Source organism: Streptomyces sp. CA-288835 (assembly GCF_050936385.1).
Classification (GTDB): Bacteria; Actinomycetota; Actinomycetes; order Streptomycetales; family Streptomycetaceae; genus Streptomyces.
The window spans coordinates 4504125-4524687 of sequence record NZ_JBNJMW010000001.1 but is presented as its reverse complement, the minus strand read 5'-3'; the positions used below and the strand labels follow the sequence as shown (position 1 = coordinate 4524687).

Below are 20563 nucleotides of genomic sequence, written 5' to 3'. Positions count from 1 at the left end.
AAGGCAGAGACAGACGATGACCGCCCAGACCCACCCCGTAGACCACGAACTCATAGAAGCCGCAGCGCACATCGCTCGCACACGCTGCCGGGGCGACAACCACACCATGGCAGCCGCGGCCCGTGCCCGGGACGGCCGGATCGTCACCGCGGTGAACGCCTACCACTTCACCGGAGGCCCCTGCGCCGAGCTGGTCCTCATCGGCACGGCGGCCGCCCAGGGCGCCTATGAGCTGGAGGCGATCGTCGCCGTGGGCAACCGCGACCGAGGGGTTGTTCCCCCGTGCGGCCGGTGCCGTCAGGTCCTCCTCGACTACTTCCCCGACCTCAAGGTCATCGTCGGCGCGGGCGACCGCCTCCGAACCGTCCTCATCACCGACTTGCTGCCCGAGAGCTACGTCTGGGCAGACCACCAGCTCGACGCCGAGAACGCCGAGAACGCCGAGAACGCCGAGAACACCGCGCCACTCAGCACGGGCTGACACCACCAGCGGCGCTACGGGTCAGGCATTGATGGCCGACCGGATGGGCAGATCGGCGAGTTCCTCGGCCCTGCGTGCCAGGAGGTAGGCGGGGTGTCCGTGGCGTTCGGTGGCGTGGACGAGTGCGAAGCCCTGAACGTCGCGGTAGTAGCGGACCAGGCCCAGGTGCCCGCAGCCGCGCCGTACCCACTCCTTACCCGTGCGGGCCGCGTGTCCAAGGGCCCACCAGGCGATCAGGGCGCCGGGGCGTTCGGCTCGGCGGGCCGGGTCGGTGAATGTGGTGGCGAGGAAGAGCGCTGGTTCGGCACGTTCGGCGTCGGTCCAACCCCAGTGCGGAGTTTCCTCGTACAGGCTGGTGCAGCCCATCAGACGCCCGTCGACATCGGTCATGGCCCAGACCGGAGTGTGGTCGTCGGCGGCTTGGGTGGCGATCTGGTCGGCACGGTCCGGCAGTTGCTCGCCGCCTTCCATGCCACGCCGGACCATCCAGGCGGCCCGGTCGCGGATCAGCGCGGCGTAGGCGGGAACGTCGGCTGCTGTGGCCGGTCGCATGACATACACGGTGTCTCCGGGGCGAGTCATGAGCGGGCGTTGCGGGTGGCGAAGTCGGCGGCGATGACGTCGGCGACGCCCTCAACCACCCAACCGCACCGGCAGCTCGAACAAATCGTTCTGCGTCACCACCGGCTTGTTGCGAAGCTCCGTCGCCGGGACCGCCAACTCCAGCTCAGGGAAGCGTTCGTACAGCGCGGGCAGTGCGACGGTCGCCTCCAGGCGGGACAGGGCCGCGCCGGGGCAGACATGCGGCCCGTGGCCGAAGGAGATGTGGCGGTTCTCCGGGACGCGTGTGATATCGAAGTCGCCGGCCGTCGGGCCGTGGGCCTTCTCGTCGCGGCCGATCGCGGCGTACGAGACGATCAGGGCGTCGCCCGCCGGGAGGACCTTGTCGCCCACCCGGACGTCCTCCGTCGCGAACCGGATCAGGACGTGAGACGTGGGCGTCGACCAGCGCAGGGTCTCCTCGATCACCGACGGCCAGTCGGCCGCCCCGGCCAGCACCAGCTCGCGCTGCTCGGGATGCGTGGACAGGTTCACGACCGCGTTGACGATGAGGGAGATCGTCGTCTCGTGACCGGCCGCCACCATCAACTGGAGTGTGGAGACGATCTCCTCGTCGGTGAGATGGTCACCGTCCTCGGAGGCGAGGATCAGTGCGCTGGTCAGGTCGTCGCCGGGAGCGGAGCGTTTCGCCGCGACCGTCTCCGCCATGATCCCCGCCAGCTCGGTGAGCGTGGCGATGACTTCCTCGGGCGGCGTCTGCGTCGAGAAGAACTTCTCGAACAGCTCCTTCAGACGGGGGAGTTGGGCCTCGTCGATGCCCATGAGATCCGCGATGACGTACATGGGGAGCGGGTACGCGAACGCCGCCTTCAGGTCGACGACTTCGGGGGCATCGGCGCCCTGGGGCAGCGCGTCGAGGAGATCGGCCGTCAGCTTGGTGATCCGCTCTCGCATCCGCTCCACCCGCCGCGGCGTGAGCGCCTGCGCGACGAGCGTACGCATCCGGCGATGCTCCGCACCGTCCACGGTGAGCATCGAACGGCCCGGGTTCGCCAGCCCGATCAGCGGCCAGTCCGGCGGGATCTCGCCGCGCCGCCAGGCGCCCCAGACGTTGATGTCCTTCACCAGCCGAGGATCCGTGAGCAGCTGCCTGGCCTCGGCATGATGCGTGACCGCCCACACCGGCACCCCGCCGGGCAACTCCACGGCGGCGAGCGGCCCCGCGGCACGCAGCCGGGCACTCTCGCCGTCGAGATCGGTGACGAAGGGGTCGAGGGCAATACGGTCCGGGGCGACCGGGCTCGTCTCGGTGGTCATGGGCAGGGGCCTCCAAGGTCGGTCGTACGGCGGTCGGTCGTACGGCGCTTGCGTGGCGGTCGGGCGTAGTACGGCGTACGGCACTTGCGTGGCCGTCAGAAGTACGGCGGCGCAGTGGCTGTGGTGGTGGTCAGAGCGTGCCGCCGCCCAATGCCGGACTCGGCGTGAACCGCACCGGCAGTTCCGTCAGCCCCCGCAGCCACGGCGACGGACGGCGCGTGAGCGACTCGGCCGGTACGGCCAGGTCCAGGTCGGGCAGCCGGTCGAGGATCACCTCGATGCCCGTACGCGCGATGACCTCCGCGACCTCCCGCGCCGGGAACGGGCAGCGGTGCTCACCGTGGCCGAAGGAGAAGTGGGCGCTGTTGCCGCCGGTGAGGGCGGAGCCGTCGAGCCGTACCTGCGGGTCGCTGTTGGCGGCCTGGAGGCCGAGCAGCAGCAGGTCGCCCGCGCGGATCCGGCGACCGCCGAGCTGGGTGTCGCGGGAGGCCCAGCGGCCGGCCACGTTCTGCGTGGGGGTGTCCTCCCACAGGACCTCGTTCATGGCCTCGGCGACACTGTGTTGGCCGCCGAACAGCGAGGCCGCGAACCGGTCGTCCGTCAGCATCAACCGCAACGAGTTGCCGATCCAGTCCGCCGTCGGCTGATGACCCGCGGCCATCATCACCATCAGGTCCTGCGTGATCTCCTCATACGTGAAACCGGAACCGTCCGCGAGCATGCGGCTCACCACGTCGTCCGCGGGCCGCGCCGCCCGGTCCGCGACCAGTCGCGCCATGGACGTGGCGAGATGCCGCTGCCCCGCGAGGGCGTTCTCGCGCCCGTTGATCATGTCGTTGAGGGCGGTGACCAGACCCGGCCCCTGCTCCTCGGCGAACCCGTACAGCGTCGCCAGGACGCGCACGGGCAGCAGCATCGCGTAGTCCGCGACGATGTCCGTCTCGCCCTTGGCGCAGATCGCGTCGATCAGCTCGTCGGCGAACTTCTCGGCGTGGCCGCGCAGTTCGAAGGCGTCGACGGCTTCGAGCGCGTCGCTGATCATCGCGGCGCGCTCGCGGTGCCGCTCGCCGACCGTGTAGAGGATCGACGGCTGCCCACGCCCGATCATCGGCAGCAGCGGCCAGTCATCGGGGATGCGCGGCCACTGACTCCACAGGCCCGAGTCCCGGCTGAACAGCACGGGATCGCCGGTGACCTGGTGCAGCTCGCGATAACCGAGCACGAGCCACGCCGGTACGTCCCCGTCGAGCAGCACCGGCGCCACGGCACCGTGCTCGCGCCGCAACTCCCGGTACAGCACGGCAGGTTCGGCCTGGAACCGCTCCCCGCCGAGAGCAACGGGTCGCGTCGTAGCCGTTTCAGTCGTCTCAGAGATTTCGGAGGCCAACGAGCACCTGCTCCAGTATGTCGGGATCGGGGGCGTCGCCCGTATCGCCCCGGCGCGGATGGCGGGCCCGGACGCGGCCCGCGGCGAGGAGGTCGGAGAGCAGGATCCGGGTGATGCTCACCGGCAGCCGCAGCAGGGCGGCGAGTTCCACGACCGCCGTCGGCCGCTCGCACAGCCGCAGGATCGCCGCGTGCTCGGACTGCATGCCCGGCACCGGATCGCACTCGGCGACGATCAGCGTGACCAGGTCGAAAGGGGTGTCGGGTGCGGACCGGCTGCGTCCTCCGGTGAGCGTGTAGAGCCGGTCGGGCGCGTCGTCCCTGCCCGGGCGGCTCATGACGTACGCGGCAGCGCGTTCAGGTGTCCGCCGAGCTGTGCCACGAACTCGCTCATGTTGTGCCCGACGGCCGCGGCGTCCGCCTCCTCGTCGGTGACCACGGCGAGGTGTACGCCCGCGCCCGCCTCGACGATGAACAGGACCCCGCCGTAAAACTCGGCCATCGCCGACCGAATGCCCCCACTGCCGTCCCCGAACTCCACGGACGCCCCATGGGTCAACGACTGGATCCCCGCGGCGATCGCGGCCAGCTGATCGGCCTGGTCCGAGGTGAGCCCTCCCGTACGGCACAGCTTCAGCCCGTCACGGGAGAGCACGAGCGCGTGCCGGGCACCCGAAGTGCGTTCCAGCAGGCCCTCGATGAGCCAACTGAGCTTCTCGTCGGCGTTCACGGTCGCGGTGGTGCCGGTCATGGGGTGGGGTCGCCTTCCGGGTGGGGGGTCGCGTGGGCGGGGAGTTGCGGGGTGGGGGACGGCTCGGTGGCGGGCGTGGAGTCCCGTACGACGTGATCGGCGCCGTCGGCTCGTACGGCCTCGTCCGCCGCCGCGGCCCGTACCGCCTGACGGAAGCTGCCGAAGCGGGCGGCGCGGATGCGGGCGTTTTCGGCGGGGGTGGGGCGGGGTGAGGTGGCTGCGGGGGTGGGGCGGGTGCGCTCGGCTTGGGCCTCGGCTTCGGCGAGGGTGCGGCCCCGGCGGCGCTTGGGGAGCCCGCTGGCGGTGTCGGGCTCGCTGTCGCTGCTGCTCCCGGTCCCGGTTCCGATCCCGTTCTCGCCGGTGCGGTCCGGGGATTCATGGGTGGGGACGGGCTCCGGGTCCAGGTCGGGGAGGGCGCGGGCGGTGGCGTACGACTCCGGGGTGGGGGGCGGGATCGGGACCGGTGGCCGTGGCGTGGTCTGCGGCGGGGTGGGTGCGGATTCCGGAGCGGCCGGTCCAGTGAGGCCGTACGCCCCTGCGGTGCGCGCCTGGGACTGAGTCTGGCCCTCGGGCTTGGTCTGCGGCCAGGCGGGGGCGGGTTCCGGGGCGACCGGTCCGGTGAGGCCGTACGCCCCGGAGATCCGGGCCTGGATCTCGACGCTGGGCTTGGTTCGCGGCGGGGTGGGTGCGGATTCCGACGCGGAGGGTTCGGTGAGGCCGTATGCCCCTGAGGCTTGGGCCTGCACCTCGACGCCGGGCTTGGCCCGCGGCGGGGTGGGTGCGGATTCTGGCCCGGTGGGTCCGGTGGGTCCGGTGGGTCCGGTGGGTCCGGTGGGTCCGGTGGGGCCGTACGCCCCTGGGGTCCAGGCCTCAACCTCGACGCCCGGCTCGGTCCGCGGCGCGTCGGGCGCGGATTCCGGCGCGGCCGGTCCGGTGAGGCCGTACGCCCCTGAGGCCCGGACGTGGACCTCGACGCCAGACCTGGCCCGCGGCAGCGCGGCAGGCGCCGGCTCCGGAGCCCCCGGCCCCGCGAGGATGTCCTGGGGGATCAGGACGAGGACGCCCGTGCCGCCGCGGGCGGAGGGGCGGAAGGAGACCTTCAGCCCGTACTTGCGGGCGAGGCGGCCGACGACGGCGAGGCCGAGGCGGGTGCCGGTGAGGCCGCCGACCTCGGTGGTTTCTCCAGCGACAGCGCGTTCGGCGCGGCGCAGCTGTACGTCCCCCATGACCAGGCCCGCGTCCTCGACGGAGACGATGACGCCGGCCGGTACTTCCTCTACGTAGACGTGCACTTCGGAGGTGGGCGGCGAGAAGTTCGCGGCGTTGTCGAGGAGTTCGGCGAGCGCGTGCATGACGCCTTCGGCGGCGTGCCCGGCGACCGCGGCCTCGCTGGCCGAGTGGAGGCGGACGCGCTGGTAGCCGCTGATCCGGCCCATGGCGCCGCGCAGGATCGACTCCATGACGATCGGCCGCGCCCAGCGGCGCCCCGAACGCGCGCCCGCGAGGACGGCGACGGAGTCGGCGAGACGGCCCGCCTGGGCGGTGCGGTGGTCGAGGTGGAGGAGGTCGGCGAGTACGTCCTCGTCGGAGTGCTTCTCCTCCATGGCCCGCAGATCGGCGAGCATGCTGGTGGCCTGGGCCTGCATCCGCCCGGCGGCGTTGGCGGCGGCGGAGATGGCGGCGCCGCCCTCGGTCCTGGTCCGGCGCAACTCCTCGGCCAGGCGGGCGTTCTCCGCACCGAGCCGGGCGCGCTCCTGCGCGAGTTCGGCGCTCAGGCGTGTCTTCTCCTGGGCGAACTGATCAGCCTCGTGTACGCGTACCCGCTCGAACTCCTCGGTGAGCCGGGCCTGTTCGCGGGCGGACTCCGCGGCGATCCGCGCCCGCTCCTGAAGCAGCCGCCCCGCATCGTCGGTGACCGCTTCGAGCCGACGCCGTAACAGGCGCGCCTTCTGCGTGGCGTGGCTCGCGAAGGCGACGACGGCGCATAACAGCAGAGCGGCGGCTCCAGCACCGAATCCGAGAGGCACGCGGAACGACTCCGGGGCCGCGACCACCGCCCCGACAACGGCCAACGCGGTCGGCACGGCGGCGATCAACGGCGCGGACGCTACGGCACGCAGGCTGGGACGCTCGCCCCTGGAGTGCGCGAGGGACGGCCGATCTGTACTGGGGCGCGCTGGAGGGATGGGCGCGGTCATGAATCGTGTCCTCGGTCGTGTCCTGGGCGGGAAGCGACACCTGGTGCTCAACTGGCCGTCACTATATGGGAGTTCGTGATCGTAATGGGAAGGTTCGGGAGTGGCCTTCACAACTCGGGCACGAATACCGTTGCCGCCGCGCTCAGCTCACTGGAGCGGGGTGTCCGGGAGCATGCCGTGGGCGAGGAGCTGCGTGCCCTTGCCGAACTGGATGGACCGGTGCGGTCGGCGGCCGGGACTGTCTCCCGCAGAGATTGATGCGATGAAGGAGCGGGAGGCCCCGCTCCTTCATCGCATCAATTACCGGATGTCGCATCGGGTTTGCGGTGTCCCGGTTGCAGGGGGTGGCCTCACGGGTTGAGGTCGATGAACCGCTGTCCTTGCCAGCGGTCCGGAACGACGGTGGCGACGAAGGCGCCGTCGGGACGTTCCGGTGTGGGGCGGGCCGCGAATCGGGTGTGGGGCGCGGCCCAGGTGTCCTCCGCTGCGACGGCCAGGGCCGAGGACAGGTCAAGGTCGAGGAGCGTGATGCCTTCGAGGCTGGCGATGTGTTCGGCCGTGCCACGCCGGGCGCGATCGGCTTCTACGAGGGCGCAGGTGGGGGTGTAGAGAAACCAGCCCTGTTCGTTCGAGGCCCGGTGGATCAGGCGTGAGGCCGGGATGCTTGCCTCGGCTTGCCGCCACCATGGCAGTGTCGTCCAGGATGACGTGAAGGGCATCGCTCATCGGGCGCCCGCCTCGGTCATGCGGCGGTCGAGCTCGGCGTCGAGACGCGTCTCCTCCGCCGGGGTGGGGTCGTAACCATTCCACTCGCGCAGCATCGCGCGGGTCCGCTCGGCGCGCTCCGTCCGCTCGGCGGGAGTGAGGAGCGTCCCGGCGAGTCGGGTGAGGTAGGCGCGCAGGGACATGCCTTCGCCTGCCGCTATGGCGGCGAGCCGGTCGCGGGCGTCGGAGGGGATGCGGATGTTCGCGTCAGTCATGAGGTCAGGGTGCGGGTGCGTACCCGTAGCCGCGCAAGCCTCATACCCCGCATGAGTGGCGATTCGAACGCCTGACCCCCGGCGGAGCCCGTAAGCCGCTAAGTGGCTTTACGCCCCTTGCGTAGGCCACTATTCTGTACGACGAAGTGCAGCATGCTGAACAGAGTCGAACCTCCTGGATGGCCCTCGTGAACCTCCGCCGCGCAGACCGCTCCCTGTCGCCCGACGCGACCGCGGCCGTGGGTGCCGCCACGCAGCCGGAGGCTGTCGCGGCGCCCGGAGGCGGACCGGGCCCGAGGAGGCGGCGGGGCTCCCTCGGCCCCGTCGGGCTGGTGCTCGCCGGATGCGTGTCCGTTCAGTTCGGTGGGGCGCTGGCCGTGAGTCTGATGTCGCGGGCCGGGGCGCTCGGGGTGGTGAGCCTGCGGCTTGTGGTCGCCGCCGTCGTGCTGGTCGTCGTCTGCCGGCCCCGGCTGCGGGGGCATTCGCGGGCCGACTGGGGAACCGTCATCCTCTTCGGCATCACCATGGCCGCCATGAACGGGCTCTTCTACCAGGCGGCCGCCCGCATCCCGCTCGGCCCCGCCGTCACCCTCGAAGTCCTCGGCCCCCTCGCGCTCTCCGTCCTGGCCTCCCGCCGCGCGATCAACTTCGTCTGGGCCGGTCTCGCCCTCGCCGGTGTCTTCCTGCTCGGCGGCGGAGGCTTCGGCTCGCTCGATCCGGTCGGCGTCGCGTTCGCCCTGTCCGCGGGGGCCATGTGGGCGGCGTACATCATCTTCAGCGCGCGTACGGGTCGCCGGTTCCCGCAGGCCGACGGGCTCGCGCTGGCCATGGTGATCGGGGCGGTGCTGTTCCTCCCGCTGGGCATCGTCGAGTCGGGAGCGAAGCTCCTGAACCCGACGGCCATCGCCCTGGGCGCCGCCGTCGCCGTCCTCTCCTCCGTCCTCCCGTACACCCTCGAACTCCTCGCCCTGCGCCGCCTCCCCGCCTCCACCTTCGCGATCATGATGAGCCTCGAACCGGCCATCGCCGCCATCGCCGGTTTCCTCATCCTCAGCCAGACCCTCACCCTGACGGAGTCCCTCGCGATCGCCCTGGTCATCGCGGCGAGCATGGGTGCGGTGCGGACGCAGGTCGGACGGGGGAAGGCCCGGAACGTCACCTGAGCCGTCGCACGTGACGCGTACATGTGGCGCGTGCCACAGGCGTGCCTGTCATACGACGGAGAGGTCGGCGTCGTGTCGGAAGTGCATGCGTCCGCATGCGCCAACGAAGACGCCAACCACGGGGTTGATCACCATGCGAAAGAGCCTTTCCCTTCTCGCCGTTGCCGCCGGAGCCGTCGCCACGCTCGGTCTCGCCGGGCCTGCCGCGCAGGCCCAGGACGCGGGGGCCGTTCAGGCCCAGGACGTGAACTGCAGCACCGGCATCAGCGAGAGCGACGACCTGGAGGGCTACGCCTTCTGCGACAACAACACCGCCGGACCCATCGAGTTCCGCGTGAACCTGGTCTGCGGCTGGTCGGCCGACGTCTCCAGCGAGTGGGTCCGCCTGGAGCCCGGCACGGGCGCACAGGCCGTCGCGGGCTGCCCCCCGCTGAGCACGGGCATCGGCGAGATCAGCGCGGAGCACCGCCCGGTCTGACGACCGGGAGCGGCACAGAGCAGGAGGGCCCGCACGCCCAGGCGTGCGGGCCCTCACTCGTCGGAGTCCGGTGCGGTACCGCCCCTAAAAGGAGGCCGCAGGCCTTCCTTTTAGGGGCGCGGGGCTGTCTCAATTTGCGGCTCCGCCGCGCGGGCGCGACCAGCCACAACGGACCCGCACGTTTGACCAACCTCCAGCGGAGCGCCCCGCTGGAAAAGTTTCCAAGCACGCTTGCTTGTTTTTCCGGCGACTGCCATGCTCCGGAACACACCAAGCAAACCGCCGTCCCCGGAGGGGCTTGTGTCCGACCCCGCGCCCGTACTCGACGACCTGCGCGACGAGAGCGACGAACTCGACCGGCTCGTAAGGGAGTTGAGCGAGGACGAGTGGGCGCGTGCGACGCCCGCGCCCGGCTGGAGCGTTGCCCACCAGATCGCGCACCTCGCCTGGACCGACCGGGCCGCGCTGCTCGCGGTGCACGATCCGGAGGCCTTTGCGCGGCAGGTGCAGAAGGCCTTCGGGTCCTCGGACACCTTCGTGGACGAGGGCGCCGAGGAGGGCGCCGGACTCCCGCCCGCCGAGCTCCTCGCGCGGTGGCGTAAGAGCCGCGCGCTCCTCCAGGTCGCGCTGCGAGCGGCACCGCCCGGCGCGCGCTTCGCCTGGTTCGGGCCGCCGATGTCCACCGCCTCCATGGCCACCGGCCGGATCATGGAAACCTGGGCCCACGGGCAGGACATCGCCGACGCGCTCGGCCTCGTACGCACCCCCACCGACCGGCTCCGCCATGTCGCGCGCATCGGCGTCCGCGCCCGCGACTTCGCCTTCTCCGTACGGGGGTTGAGCGCGCCGGAAGAGGAGTTCCGCGTCGAGCTCGTGGCGCCGTCGGGGGACGACGTATGGGCGTACGGCCCCGAAGACGCACCCCAGCGCGTCACCGGCCCTGCGCTCGACTTCTGCCTGCTGGTCACCCGGCGCGCCCACCGCGCCGACCTAGCCGTGCACGCCGAAGGGCCGGACGCCGACCGCTGGCTGGACATCGCCCAGGCCTTCGCGGGACCGCCGGGCGTGGGCCGCGAGCCCAAGGGCCCCAAGGGAGCCACCGGGTGAGCCCGCAAACGAGCACGGAACCGATCCCGGAATCGCGCCCGGAACCGATCCCGGAACCGGCGGCCCCACCCCTCCGCATCGGCAACGCCTCCGGCTTCTACGGCGACCGTTTCGACGCGATGCGCGAGATGCTCACCGGCGGCCCCCTGGACGTCCTCACCGGCGACTACCTCGCCGAACTCACCATGCTCATCCTGGGACGGGACCGGCAAAAAGACCCCCGCGCCGGGTATGCCCGCACCTTCCTGCGCCAGCTGGAGGAATGCCTCGGGCTCGCGCACGAGCGAGGCGTACGCATCGTCGCCAACGCCGGTGGCCTCAATCCGGCCGGACTCGCCGACGCCGTAAGGGAGTTGGCCGACCGCCTCGGCATCCCGTGCCGCGTCGCCCACGTCGAAGGCGACGACCTCACCCCCCTCCCCCACTCTCGGCTTCGCTCGAGCGGGGGGACCCCCACACCGGGGCGCCTCGCCGCCCACGCCTACCTCGGCGGCTTCGGTATCGCCGCCTGTCTGCGCGCGGGCGCGGACATCGTCGTCACCGGCCGTGTCACCGACGCCGCGCTGGTCACCGGGCCCGCCGTCGCCCACTTCGGCTGGCGGCAGGACGACCACGACCGGCTCGCGGGCGCCGTCGTCGCCGGGCACGTCCTGGAATGCGGCACCCAGGCAACCGGCGGCAACTACGCACACTTCACCCACCACCCCCGCAGCACCTTCCTCCACCCCGGCTTCCCGCTCGCCGAACTCCACGCGGACGGCTCCAGCGTCATCACCAAGCACGACGGCACCGGCGGCCTCGTGGACGTCGGCACGGTCACCGCGCAGCTTCTGTACGAGACGGGCGCCGTCCGGTACGCGGGCCCCGACGTCACTGCCCGCCTCGACTCCGTACGGCTCACCCAGCAGGGCCCGGATCGCGTACGCATCGACGGCGTACGTGGCGAGCCCCCACCGCCCACTCTCAAGGTCGGCCTCAACCGGCTCGGCGGCTTCCGCAACGAAGTCGTCTTCGTCCTCACCGGACTTGAGATCGAGCAGAAGGCGGCCCTCGTACGGGACCAGATGGAAGCCGCGCTTGCGAACGCCAAGTCACGTCCCAATGACGTGAGTTGGGAGCTGGCCCGCACCGATCGGGCCGACGCCCCGACCGAGGAGACCGCGAGCGCGCTGCTCCGGCTCGTGGTGCGGGACGCCGATCCCGAGGTGGTGGGGCGCGCGCTGAGCGGGGCCGCGGTCGAGCTGGCGCTGGCCAGTTACCCGGGATTCCATGTCACGGCGCCACCCGGGAAGGGCAGCCCGTACGGGGTGTTCGAGGCCGCGTACGTCGAGCAGGGCGCCGTCCCGCATACGGCCGTGCTGCCCGACGGCAGCCGCGTACGCATCGATCCGCCGCTCCTGACGCGCCTGCTCGCGGACCTGGACGAACCGCTGGTGTTGCCGGAGCCGTTGCCCGACGGCCGGGTGCGGCGGGCGCCGCTCGGGCTGGTCGCCGGTGCCCGCAGCGGCGACAAGGGCGGCGACGCGAACGTCGGGGTCTGGGCCCCCACGCACGACGCCTGGCGCTGGCTCGCGCACACCCTCACCGTCGACCGCTTCCGCGAACTCCTCCCAGAAACCGCCGGCTTGAGGGTCGTACGGCACGTACTGCCCAACCTCCGCGCCCTGAACTTCGTCGTCGAGGGACTCCTCGGCGAGGGCGTGGCCTCGCAAGCCCGCTTCGACCCGCAGGCCAAGGCCCTCGGCGAATGGCTCCGCTCCCGTCACCTGGACATCCCGGAGGCGCTCCTATGACCGTCCTGGCGACCACGCTCGACACCACAGGGCCCGACTACACGGCCCACCGCGAAGCCATGCTCGCCAAGCTCGCCGAACTCGACGCCGAGCACGCGAAGGCCCTCGCGGGCGGCGGCGAGAAGTACGTCACCCGGCACCGCGAACGCGGCAAGCTGCTCGCCCGCGAACGCATCGAGTTGCTCCTCGATCCGGACACGCCCTTCCTGGAACTCAGCCCGCTGGCGGGGTGGGGGAGCGAGTACACCGTCGGCGCCTCGCTCGTCACCGGGATCGGCGTCGTCGAGGGCGTGGAGTGCCTGATCACCGCGAACGACCCGACCGTACGCGGCGGAGCCAGCAACCCCTGGAGCCTCAAAAAGGCGCTGCGCGCCAACGACATCGCCCTCGCAAACCGGCTGCCGTGCATCAGCCTGGTCGAGTCCGGTGGCGCCGATCTGCCCTCCCAGAAGGAAATCTTCATCCCTGGGGGCGCGATTTTCCGCGACCTCACCCGGCTGTCCGCCGCCGGGATCCCGACCCTGGCGGTCGTCTTCGGCAACTCGACCGCCGGTGGCGCGTACATCCCCGGTATGTCCGACCACGTGATCATGGTCAAGGAGAGGGCGAAGGTGTTCCTTGGCGGGCCGCCCCTGGTGAAGATGGCCACCGGCGAGGAGAGCGACGACGAGTCCCTGGGCGGCGCCGAGATGCACGCGCGCGTGTCGGGTCTCGCGGACCACTTCGCGGTCGACGAGCCGGACGCCCTCCGCCAGGCCCGCCGGGTGATCGCGCGCCTCAACCACCGCAAGGCGTACGGCGATCCAGGGCCGGCCGCGCCTCCCAAGTACGACGAGGACGAGCTCCTGGGCATCGTCCCCGGAGACCTGAAGGTGCCCTTCGACCCGCGCGAGGTCATCGCCCGGATCGTCGACGGCTCCGACTTCGACGAGTTCAAGCCGCTCTACGGGACGAGCCTCACCACCGGGTGGGCCACGCTCCACGGCTATCCGGTGGGCGTGCTGGCCAACGCCCAAGGGGTGCTGTTCAGCGAGGAGTCCCAGAAGGCGGCCCAGTTCATCCAGCTCGCCAACCAGCGCGACATTCCGCTGCTGTTCCTGCACAACACCACCGGCTACATGGTCGGCAAGGAGTACGAGCAGGGCGGCATCATCAAGCACGGCGCGATGATGATCAACGCGGTGTCCAACTCGACGGTCCCGCATCTCTCCGTGCTCATGGGGGCCTCGTACGGGGCCGGTCACTACGGGATGTGCGGGCGGGCGTACGACCCACGCTTCCTGTTCGCCTGGCCCAGCGCCAAGTCGGCCGTCATGGGGCCTCAGCAGCTCGCAGGCGTTCTGTCGATCGTGGCCCGGCAGTCCGCGGCCGCCAAGGGGCAGCCGTACGACGAGGAGGGTGACGCGGCGCTGCGCGCCATGGTGGAGCAGCAGATCGAGGCCGAGTCCCTGGCGATGTTCCTGTCCGGGCGGCTGTACGACGACGGGGTCATCGACCCGCGCGACACCCGCACCGTCCTCGGCCTGTGCCTGTCCGCGATCCACACGACGCCCTACGAGGGCGTACGCGGTGGCTTCGGCGTCTTCCGGATGTGAGGGGGTCCCTGTGATTTCCAGTGTGCTGGTCGCCAACCGGGGCGAAATCGCCTGTCGCGTCTTTCGCGCCTGCGGTGAGTTGGGAATCCAAACGGTCGCCGTGTACTCGGACGCCGACGAAAACGCCCTCCACGCGCGCGTGGCCGACACGGCGGTACGGCTGCCGGGTGCGGCGCCATCGGATACGTACCTGCGCGGCGAACTGATCGTGAAGGCGGCCCTGAACGCGGGCGCGGACGCCGTGCATCCCGGCTACGGCTTCCTCTCCGAGAACGCTGACTTCGCCCGAGCCGTCCTCGACGCGGGCCTCGTCTGGATCGGCCCCCCGCCCGAGGCGATCGAGGCGATGGCCTCCAAGACACGCGCCAAGGAGCTGATGGGGCTCGCGTCGATGACCGACGCCAAGGACGTCACGGAGGACGATCTGCCCGTTCTGGTGAAGGCCGCCGCGGGCGGAGGCGGGCGCGGTATGCGTGTCGTACGCCGACTCGCCGACCTGGAAGGCGAGTTGGGGGCAGCGCGCGCCGAGGCCCAGAGCGCCTTCGGAGATGGCGAGGTCTTCATCGAGCCCTACGTGGAGGGCGGCCGGCATGTCGAGGTACAGATCCTCGCCGACACGCACGGCACGGTGTGGCCGCTCGGCACCCGCGACTGCTCCCTCCAGCGCCGCCACCAGAAGGTCATCGAGGAGGCCCCGGCACCGGGTTTGACATCCGAACTGACCGACTCCTTGTACGCGATGGCGGTACGAGCGGCCCGTACGGTCGACTATGTGGGCGCGGGCACGGTCGAGTTCCTCGTAGCCGATGGCAAGGCGCACTTCCTGGAGATGAACACGCGGCTGCAGGTCGAACACCCCGTCACGGAGGCCGTGTTCGGCATCGACCTCGTGGCCCACCAGATCCGAATCGCCGAAGGCGCCGCCCTGGACGACAGCCCGCCCCTCCCGTCCGGCCACGCGATCGAGGCCCGCCTGTACGCGGAGGACCCGGCGAACGGCTGGACCCCGCAGACCGGCACCCTGCACCGCCTCACCGTCCCCGGCATCCGCCTCGACACGGGCTACGAGGACGGCGACACGATCGGCGTCCACTACGACCCGATGCTCGCCAAGGCCGTCGCGTACGCCCCCACGCGCGCGGAGGCCGTGCGCAAGCTGGCCGGCGCCCTGGAGAGGGCGACGATCCACGGCCCGGTCACGAACAGGGATCTCCTCGTACGCTCGCTCAGGCACGCGGAGTTCACGTCGGGCCGTATGGACACGGGCTTCTACGACCGGCACCTGGGCGAGCTGACCGAGTCTCGATGCGACCCGTATGCCCCCTTGGCCGCCGCCCTCGCCGATGCGCAAGGCCGCTCCCGCTTCGGCGGCTGGCGCAACCTGCCCTCACAACCGCAGACCAAGCGCTACCTGATGGACGGCACCGAGTACGAGGTCCGCTACCACCACACCCGCGACGGTCTGACCGCCGAAGGGGTACGCGTCCTGCACACGGCCGCCGACAGGGTCGTACTCGAAGTGGACGGCGTACGAAGGAACTTCGAGGTGGCCTGCTGCGGCGACGAGGTGTACGTGAACACCACCGCCCTCAAGGCCCTGCCCCGCTTCCCCGACCCCACGGCCCAGCAAGAGCCCGGCTCCCTGTTGGCACCGATGCCGGGCACGGTCGTACGGATCGCGGAGGGGCTGGCCGAGGGGTCCGCCGTGTGGGCAGGGGAGCCCCTCATCTGGCTGGAGGCGATGAAGATGGAGCACAAGATCTCGGCCCCGGTCTCGGGCACGCTCAGCGCACTGCACGCGACTCCAGGCCAGCAGGTGGAGCCCGGCACCTTGCTAGCGGTGGTCCAGGACAACGAACCCCCTTCCCCCTGAGGAGCCCCATGTCCCCCGTCGTGGAAACCGAAGAACACGCAGCGCTCCGAGCAGCCGTCGCAGCCCTGGGCAAACGCCACGGCCGCAACCACACCCCCGAAGACCTCTGGTCCGAGACGGCCAAACTCGGCTACCTAGGAGTCAACCTCCCCGAGGAATACGGCGGCGGAGGCGGCGGCATATCCGAACTCTCCATAGTCCTGGAGGAGTTGGGAGCCGCAGGCTGCCTCCTCCTCATGATGATCGTGTCGCCGGCGATCTGCGGCACAGTAATCGCCCGCTTCGGCACAACAGAGCAGAAGCAGGAGTGGCTACCGGGCCTCGCAGACGGCACCCGCCTCATGGCCTTCGGCATCACCGAACCGGACGCCGGCTCCAACAGCCACCGCCTCACCACCACAGCCCGCCGGGACGACAACGGCACCGACTGGCGACTCACCGGCCGCAAGGTCTTCATCTCCGGAGTGAACAAGGCCGACGCCACCCTCATCGTCGGCCGCACGGAGGACGCACGCACAGGCAGGCTCAAGCCCTGCCTGTTCATCGTCCCGCGCGACGCGGCCGGCTTCGAGCACCGCCGTATCGACATGGAACTCCACACCACGGAGTACCAGTTCGAGCTCACCCTCGACGACGTACGGCTGCCCGCGGACGCCCTCGTCGGCGACGAGGACGCCGGCCTGCTCCAGCTCTTCGCGGGCCTCAACCCGGAGCGCATCATGACGGCCGCGTTCGCGATCGGCATGGGCCGCTACGCGCTGTCCAGGGCGGTCGAATACGCCCGCGAGCGCACCGTATGGAAGGAACCCATCGGCGCCCACCAGGCCATCGCGCACCCCCTCGCCCAGGCGCACATCGACCTCGAACTCGCCCGCCTGATGATGCAGAAGGCCGCCGCCCTGTACGACGCGGGCGACGACACCGCCGCCGGGGAGGCCGCCAACATGGCGAAGTACGCGGCAGGCGAGGCCTGCGTGAAAGCCGTCGACCAGTCCGTACACACCCTCGGCGGCAACGGCCTGACCAGCGAGTTCGGCCTCGCCTCGCTCATCACGGCGTCCCGCGTGGCCCGGATCGCCCCCGTCAGCCGGGAGATGATTCTCAACTACGTCTCCCACCAGACCCTGGGCCTGCCCAAGTCGTACTGACCGGCAATGTCGCCGTGTCAGCCGCACCAGGAGGAGCCATCGCCTGTGACGGACATCGAGCCCCTTATACGTTCCGCACACCACCGCGGCATCACCACCCTCACCCTCGACTCACCGGCCAACCGCAACGCCCTGTCCATCGCCCTCGTGGCCGAACTGGCGGACGCGCTGAAGCAGAGCGGCAAGGACAGCGACGTACGCGCCGTCGTCCTCACCCACACCGGGAACACGTTCTGCGCGGGCGCCGACCTCCGCTACACCCCGCAGCCGACGGCGATCGTCCGGCTGCTGAGGCAGATCATCGAGCTGCGCAAACCCGTCGTCGCCCGCGTCACCGGGCACGTACGGGCGGGCGGCCTCGGCCTGCTCGGCGCCTGCGACATCGCGGTCGCGGGCGCCGAGGCCAGCTTCGCCTTCACGGAGGTACGCATCGGAGTCGCGCCCGCCGTCATCTCGCTGCCGCTCCTGCCCCGCACCGATCCGCGCGCCCTCAGCCGCTACTACCTCACCGGCGAGGACTTCGGATCGGCCGAAGCGGCACGCATCGGCCTGCTCACGGCGGCCGGCAGCGACGTGGACGAGGTACTCGAACCCATCCTCGACGGCCTGCGCCGTGCCTCACCCCAAGGCCTACGGGAGACGAAGCGTTTGCTCACGGCTAAGGTGCTGGAGTCCTTCCACCAGGACGCCGGCGAACTGGCCGGGCTCTCGGCCCGCCTGTTCGCCTCCGCCGACGCCCGCGAGGGCATAACGGCCCTCCTCGAACGACGGGATCCCGAATGGGTGCTGTGAACGCCGGGCTTGTGGACCCCAAGCAGGACCGCGCCCCCAAGCAGGACCGCAGCCGCGCCACCCGGCAGCGGCTGCTCGAAGCCGCCGTGGCCTGCCTCGCCGAACACGGCTGGGCCGGCTCCACGGTCTCCGTCGTCGCCGAACGCGCCGGGGTCTCCCGCGGCGCCGCCCAGCACCACTTCCCGACCCGCGAGGACCTCTTCACGGCAGCGGTCGAGTACGTCGCCGAACAACGCTCCACCGCCCTGCGCGACCTCTTCCCCGACGGCCCCGCTAACCGCCGCGCCGTCGTCCGCGCCCTCGTCGACCTCTACACCGGCCCACTCTTCCGCGCCGCCCTCCACCTCTGGGTCGCCGCCTCCAACGAGGACCAACTCCGCCCCCGCGTCACGGAATTGGAGGCCCGCGTAGGCCGCGAAACCCACCACATAGCCGTGGACCTCCTCGGCGCGGACGAATCCCGCCCCGGCGTCCGCGAAACCGTCCAGGGCCTCCTGGACATGGCCCGAGGCCTGGGCCTCGCCAACCTCCTCACGGACGACGGCGCGAGGCGCGAGCGGGTTGTCGCGCAATGGGGCGAGATCCTGGACGAGGTCCTGGACTGACACCCCACGGACCCCGAATCGCGCACGCACCCCGACCGAACACGGACCCCCGGCCCACCACGGACCCCCGGCCGCTCAGGGACTGAGCCGCTCCACCCGCCACCCACCGCCCGGCGTCGCCACATACCGCAGCCGGTCGTGCAGCCGGTTCTCCCGCCCCTGCCAGAACTCGACCGACTGCGGCTCGACACGGAAACCACCCCAGTTCGGCGGCACCGGAACCTGCTCGCCCTCCGGGTAACGCGCCGCCAACTCCGCGTACGCCGCGTCGAGTTCGTCCCGCGACGACACCACAGCGGACTGCGTGCTGGCCCAGGCACCGAGCTGGGAGCCGTGCGGGCGGGTCCGGAAGTACGCGGCCGTCTCATCACGCCCCGTACGCCGTGCGACACCGCTGACGACGACCTGGCGGGCCAGTGCGTGCCAGGGGAACAGCAGCGAGAGGTACGCGTTCTCCGCCAGGTCGCGGGCCTTGCGGGACTCGTAGTTCGTGTAGAAGACGAAACCCCGCTCGTCGAACTGCTTCAGCAGCACCGTCCGCGAACTCGGCAGCCCCGCCGCGTCCACCGTGGACACGACCATGGCGTTCGGCTCGTACACCGCGCCCTGCGCCGCGGCCTTCGCCGCCTGCCGGAACCAGTGCGCGAACTGCTCCATCGGGTGGTCGGCCAGCTCGGTCTCGTCGAGTCCCTCGGCCCGGTACTGCTTACGCATCAGGGCCGGGTCGAGGACGGGGTCATGGTCGGTCACGCGGTCATCTTGCCGCATCCCGATCGCCCCACAACGAGGGGTCCCCGCCGGGCGTGTGCTTCGTCACACGTGGCACTGAGTGCCGCGAACTCTCCCCAAAGGTGGCACCAAGGGATATCGTCCTGTGGCCGAAACGGGTGACCGCCCGCCGCAGCGGGCATCACCGGGGTACGCACGTACGTACGGACCGCGAGTCCAGCAACGACCGCGGAACCGCACGTCGGCAACCCGCCCATGACTGACGTACGCACAACCGGCAACCCCGAACGCAATCCCAAAAACGCAATCCCAAAAACGCAACCCCGCACCGCACCATCCGTCGCCCACATCATGAGGAGCCGCCTGATGTCCGACTTCGTACCCGGACTCGAGGGAGTCGTCGCTTTCGAGACGGAGATCGCCGAACCGGACAAGGAGGGCGGCGCCCTGCGATACCGGGGCGTCGACATCGAGGATCTGGTCGGCCACGTCTCCTTCGGCAACGTCTGGGGGCTCCTCGTCGACGGCGCCTTCAACCCCGGCCTGCCGCCCGCCGAGCCCTTCCCGATCCCCGTCCACTCCGGCGACATCCGCGTGGACGTCCAGTCGGCCCTCGCCATGCTCGCACCCGTCTGGGGCCTCAAACCCCTGCTGGACATCGACGAACAGCAGGCCCGCGAAGACCTCGCCCGCGCCGCCGTCATGGCCCTCTCCTACGTCGCCCAGTCCGCCCGCGGCCCAGGCCTGCCCATGGTCCCGCAGAGCGAGATCGACAAGGCCCAGTCCGTCGTCGAACGCTTCATGATCCGCTGGCGCGGCGAACCCGACCCCAAGCACGTCGCGGCGGTCGACGCCTACTGGACGTCGGCGGCAGAGCACGGCATGAACGCCTCCACCTTCACCGCCCGCGTCATCGCCTCCACCGGCGCAGACGTGGCGGCCGCCCTCTCCGGCGCGGTCGGCGCCATGTCCGGCCCCCTCCACGGCGGCGCCCCCTCCCGCGTACTCGGCATGATCGAGGAGATCGAACGCACCGGGAACGCCGAAGCCTACGTACGCCAGGCCCTCGACAGGGGCGAACGCCTCATGGGCTTCGGCCACCGCGTCTACCGCGCCGAAGACCCCCGCGCCCGAGTCCTCCGCCGCACCGCCCGCGAACTCGGCGCCCCCCGCTTCGAAATCGCCGAAGCCCTCGAAAAAGCGGCCCTCGCGGAACTCCACGCCCGCCGCCCCGACCGAGTCCTGGCGACGAACGTCGAGTTCTGGGCCGCCATCGTCCTCGACTTCGCCGAAGTCCCGGCCCACATGTTCACGTCGATGTTCACCTGCGCCCGCACAGCAGGCTGGTCAGCCCACATCTTGGAACAAAAGCGCACAAGCCGCCTAGTACGCCCGTCGGCCCGCTACGTGGGCCCCGGCACCCGCGACCCGCGCGAGATCGAGGGCTACGGGGACATCTCCCACTGAGCGCACCGAGTCCTCGCGCACCTGGAGCGCTGGAACGCAGACGACCCGCGAGCTCTGGTCCCCTCCAAGGAGGGAGCCGGCCGGACTTACCGGCGAGCTCGCGGGTCGGGTGACTGCTTGAGATTGGGCCGGCTGCGCG

19 protein-coding genes and 1 pseudogene are annotated in these 20563 nt (G+C 71.0%); 11 read left to right on the top strand and 9 right to left on the bottom strand.

The window, feature by feature from the left end:
* Window positions 1–16 precede the first annotated feature (16 nt).
* Window positions 17–481 carry a cytidine deaminase family protein gene (locus tag ACQEVY_RS20195; protein ID WP_432950446.1) on the top strand — a complete coding sequence of 155 codons (465 nt, stop codon included), beginning with the start codon at window positions 17–19 and terminating at the stop codon, window positions 479–481.
* 21 nt (window positions 482–502) lie between these two features.
* Here ACQEVY_RS20195 and ACQEVY_RS20190 read toward each other — a convergent pair whose 3' ends face one another.
* The 8 genes and pseudogenes from ACQEVY_RS20190 to ACQEVY_RS20155 all read right to left on the bottom strand — a co-directional run bounded on the left by ACQEVY_RS20190 (window position 503) and on the right by ACQEVY_RS20155 (window position 7674).
* Complete coding sequence (locus tag ACQEVY_RS20190; protein ID WP_432950444.1) at window positions 503–1033, bottom strand: GNAT family N-acetyltransferase; 531 nt, start codon at window positions 1031–1033, stop codon at window positions 503–505.
* 81 nt (window positions 1034–1114) lie between these two features.
* Window positions 1115–2359, bottom strand: a complete 1245-nt coding sequence (locus ACQEVY_RS20185; RefSeq protein WP_432950442.1) for a cytochrome P450 family protein — start codon at window positions 2357–2359, stop codon at window positions 1115–1117.
* Between the two features lie 130 nt (window positions 2360–2489).
* A complete protein-coding gene (locus ACQEVY_RS20180; RefSeq protein ID WP_432955313.1) occupies window positions 2490–3734 on the bottom strand; it encodes a cytochrome P450 in 1245 nt (414 codons plus the stop codon).
* Window positions 3727–4083: a DUF742 domain-containing protein gene (locus ACQEVY_RS20175; RefSeq protein ID WP_432950440.1), complete on the bottom strand. Its 357-nt coding sequence runs from the start codon at window positions 4081–4083 to the stop codon at window positions 3727–3729. The genes ACQEVY_RS20180 and ACQEVY_RS20175 overlap by 8 nt, the downstream gene beginning before the upstream one ends.
* Window positions 4080–4496: a roadblock/LC7 domain-containing protein gene (locus ACQEVY_RS20170; protein ID WP_432950438.1), complete on the bottom strand. Its 417-nt coding sequence runs from the start codon at window positions 4494–4496 to the stop codon at window positions 4080–4082. The genes ACQEVY_RS20175 and ACQEVY_RS20170 overlap by 4 nt, the downstream gene beginning before the upstream one ends.
* The gene (locus ACQEVY_RS20165) at window positions 4493–6694 is read right to left on the bottom strand and encodes an ATP-binding protein (protein ID WP_432950436.1); all 2202 of its coding nucleotides are present in this window, start codon (window positions 6692–6694) and stop codon (window positions 4493–4495) included. The genes ACQEVY_RS20170 and ACQEVY_RS20165 overlap by 4 nt, the downstream gene beginning before the upstream one ends.
* Before the next feature lie 350 nt (window positions 6695–7044).
* Window positions 7045–7420 (bottom strand): annotated as a pseudogene (locus tag ACQEVY_RS20160) (hypothetical protein).
* Window positions 7417–7674, bottom strand: coding sequence for a hypothetical protein (locus ACQEVY_RS20155; protein ID WP_432950434.1), 258 nt, complete (start codon window positions 7672–7674; stop codon window positions 7417–7419). The pseudogene ACQEVY_RS20160 and the gene ACQEVY_RS20155 overlap by 4 nt, the downstream one beginning before the upstream one ends.
* A gap of 179 nt (window positions 7675–7853) precedes the next feature.
* On the opposite strand from ACQEVY_RS20155, the gene ACQEVY_RS20150 reads away from it, so the two are divergent.
* The 9 genes from ACQEVY_RS20150 (at window position 7854) to ACQEVY_RS20110 (ending at window position 18228) form a co-directional block, all read left to right on the top strand.
* Entirely contained in the window at window positions 7854–8837 is a 984-nt protein-coding gene (locus ACQEVY_RS20150) for an EamA family transporter (RefSeq protein ID WP_432950432.1), read from the top strand.
* A 133-nt stretch (window positions 8838–8970) separates the two neighbouring features.
* Complete coding sequence (locus tag ACQEVY_RS20145) at window positions 8971–9315, top strand: hypothetical protein (RefSeq protein ID WP_432950430.1); 345 nt, start codon at window positions 8971–8973, stop codon at window positions 9313–9315.
* Between the two features lie 300 nt (window positions 9316–9615).
* A complete protein-coding gene (locus ACQEVY_RS20140) occupies window positions 9616–10422 on the top strand; it encodes a TIGR03084 family metal-binding protein (RefSeq protein WP_432950428.1) in 807 nt (268 codons plus the stop codon).
* 23 nt (window positions 10423–10445) lie between these two features.
* The gene (locus ACQEVY_RS20135; protein ID WP_432955311.1) at window positions 10446–12215 is read left to right on the top strand and encodes an acyclic terpene utilization AtuA family protein; all 1770 of its coding nucleotides are present in this window, start codon (window positions 10446–10448) and stop codon (window positions 12213–12215) included.
* Window positions 12212–13810: an acyl-CoA carboxylase subunit beta gene (locus ACQEVY_RS20130; protein ID WP_432950426.1), complete on the top strand. Its 1599-nt coding sequence runs from the start codon at window positions 12212–12214 to the stop codon at window positions 13808–13810. Before ACQEVY_RS20135 ends, ACQEVY_RS20130 begins: the two co-directional genes overlap by 4 nt.
* A gap of 10 nt (window positions 13811–13820) precedes the next feature.
* On the top strand, window positions 13821–15683 hold the full coding sequence (locus ACQEVY_RS20125; RefSeq protein ID WP_432950424.1) for a biotin carboxylase N-terminal domain-containing protein: 1863 nt from the start codon (window positions 13821–13823) through the stop codon (window positions 15681–15683).
* Window positions 15684–15691: 8 nt separating this feature from the next.
* Window positions 15692–16831, top strand: coding sequence for an acyl-CoA dehydrogenase family protein (locus ACQEVY_RS20120; protein ID WP_432950422.1), 1140 nt, complete (start codon window positions 15692–15694; stop codon window positions 16829–16831).
* A 45-nt stretch (window positions 16832–16876) separates the two neighbouring features.
* Window positions 16877–17623 carry an enoyl-CoA hydratase family protein gene (locus tag ACQEVY_RS20115; RefSeq protein ID WP_432950420.1) on the top strand — a complete coding sequence of 249 codons (747 nt, stop codon included), beginning with the start codon at window positions 16877–16879 and terminating at the stop codon, window positions 17621–17623.
* Window positions 17611–18228 (top strand): TetR/AcrR family transcriptional regulator, encoded by a 618-nt coding sequence (locus ACQEVY_RS20110; RefSeq protein ID WP_432950418.1) that lies wholly within the window; start codon window positions 17611–17613, stop codon window positions 18226–18228. The genes ACQEVY_RS20115 and ACQEVY_RS20110 overlap by 13 nt, the downstream gene beginning before the upstream one ends.
* A 75-nt stretch (window positions 18229–18303) precedes the next feature.
* Here the strand turns inward: ACQEVY_RS20110 and pdxH are convergent, their stop codons facing one another.
* Window positions 18304–18996 carry a pyridoxamine 5'-phosphate oxidase gene (gene pdxH / locus ACQEVY_RS20105; RefSeq protein WP_432950416.1) on the bottom strand — a complete coding sequence of 231 codons (693 nt, stop codon included), beginning with the start codon at window positions 18994–18996 and terminating at the stop codon, window positions 18304–18306.
* A 327-nt stretch (window positions 18997–19323) separates the two neighbouring features.
* Here pdxH and ACQEVY_RS20100 point away from each other — a divergent pair, with 327 nt between their 5' ends.
* Window positions 19324–20424 (top strand): citrate synthase 2, encoded by a 1101-nt coding sequence (locus tag ACQEVY_RS20100; RefSeq protein WP_432950414.1) that lies wholly within the window; start codon window positions 19324–19326, stop codon window positions 20422–20424.
* Window positions 20425–20563: the final 139 nt, after the last annotated feature.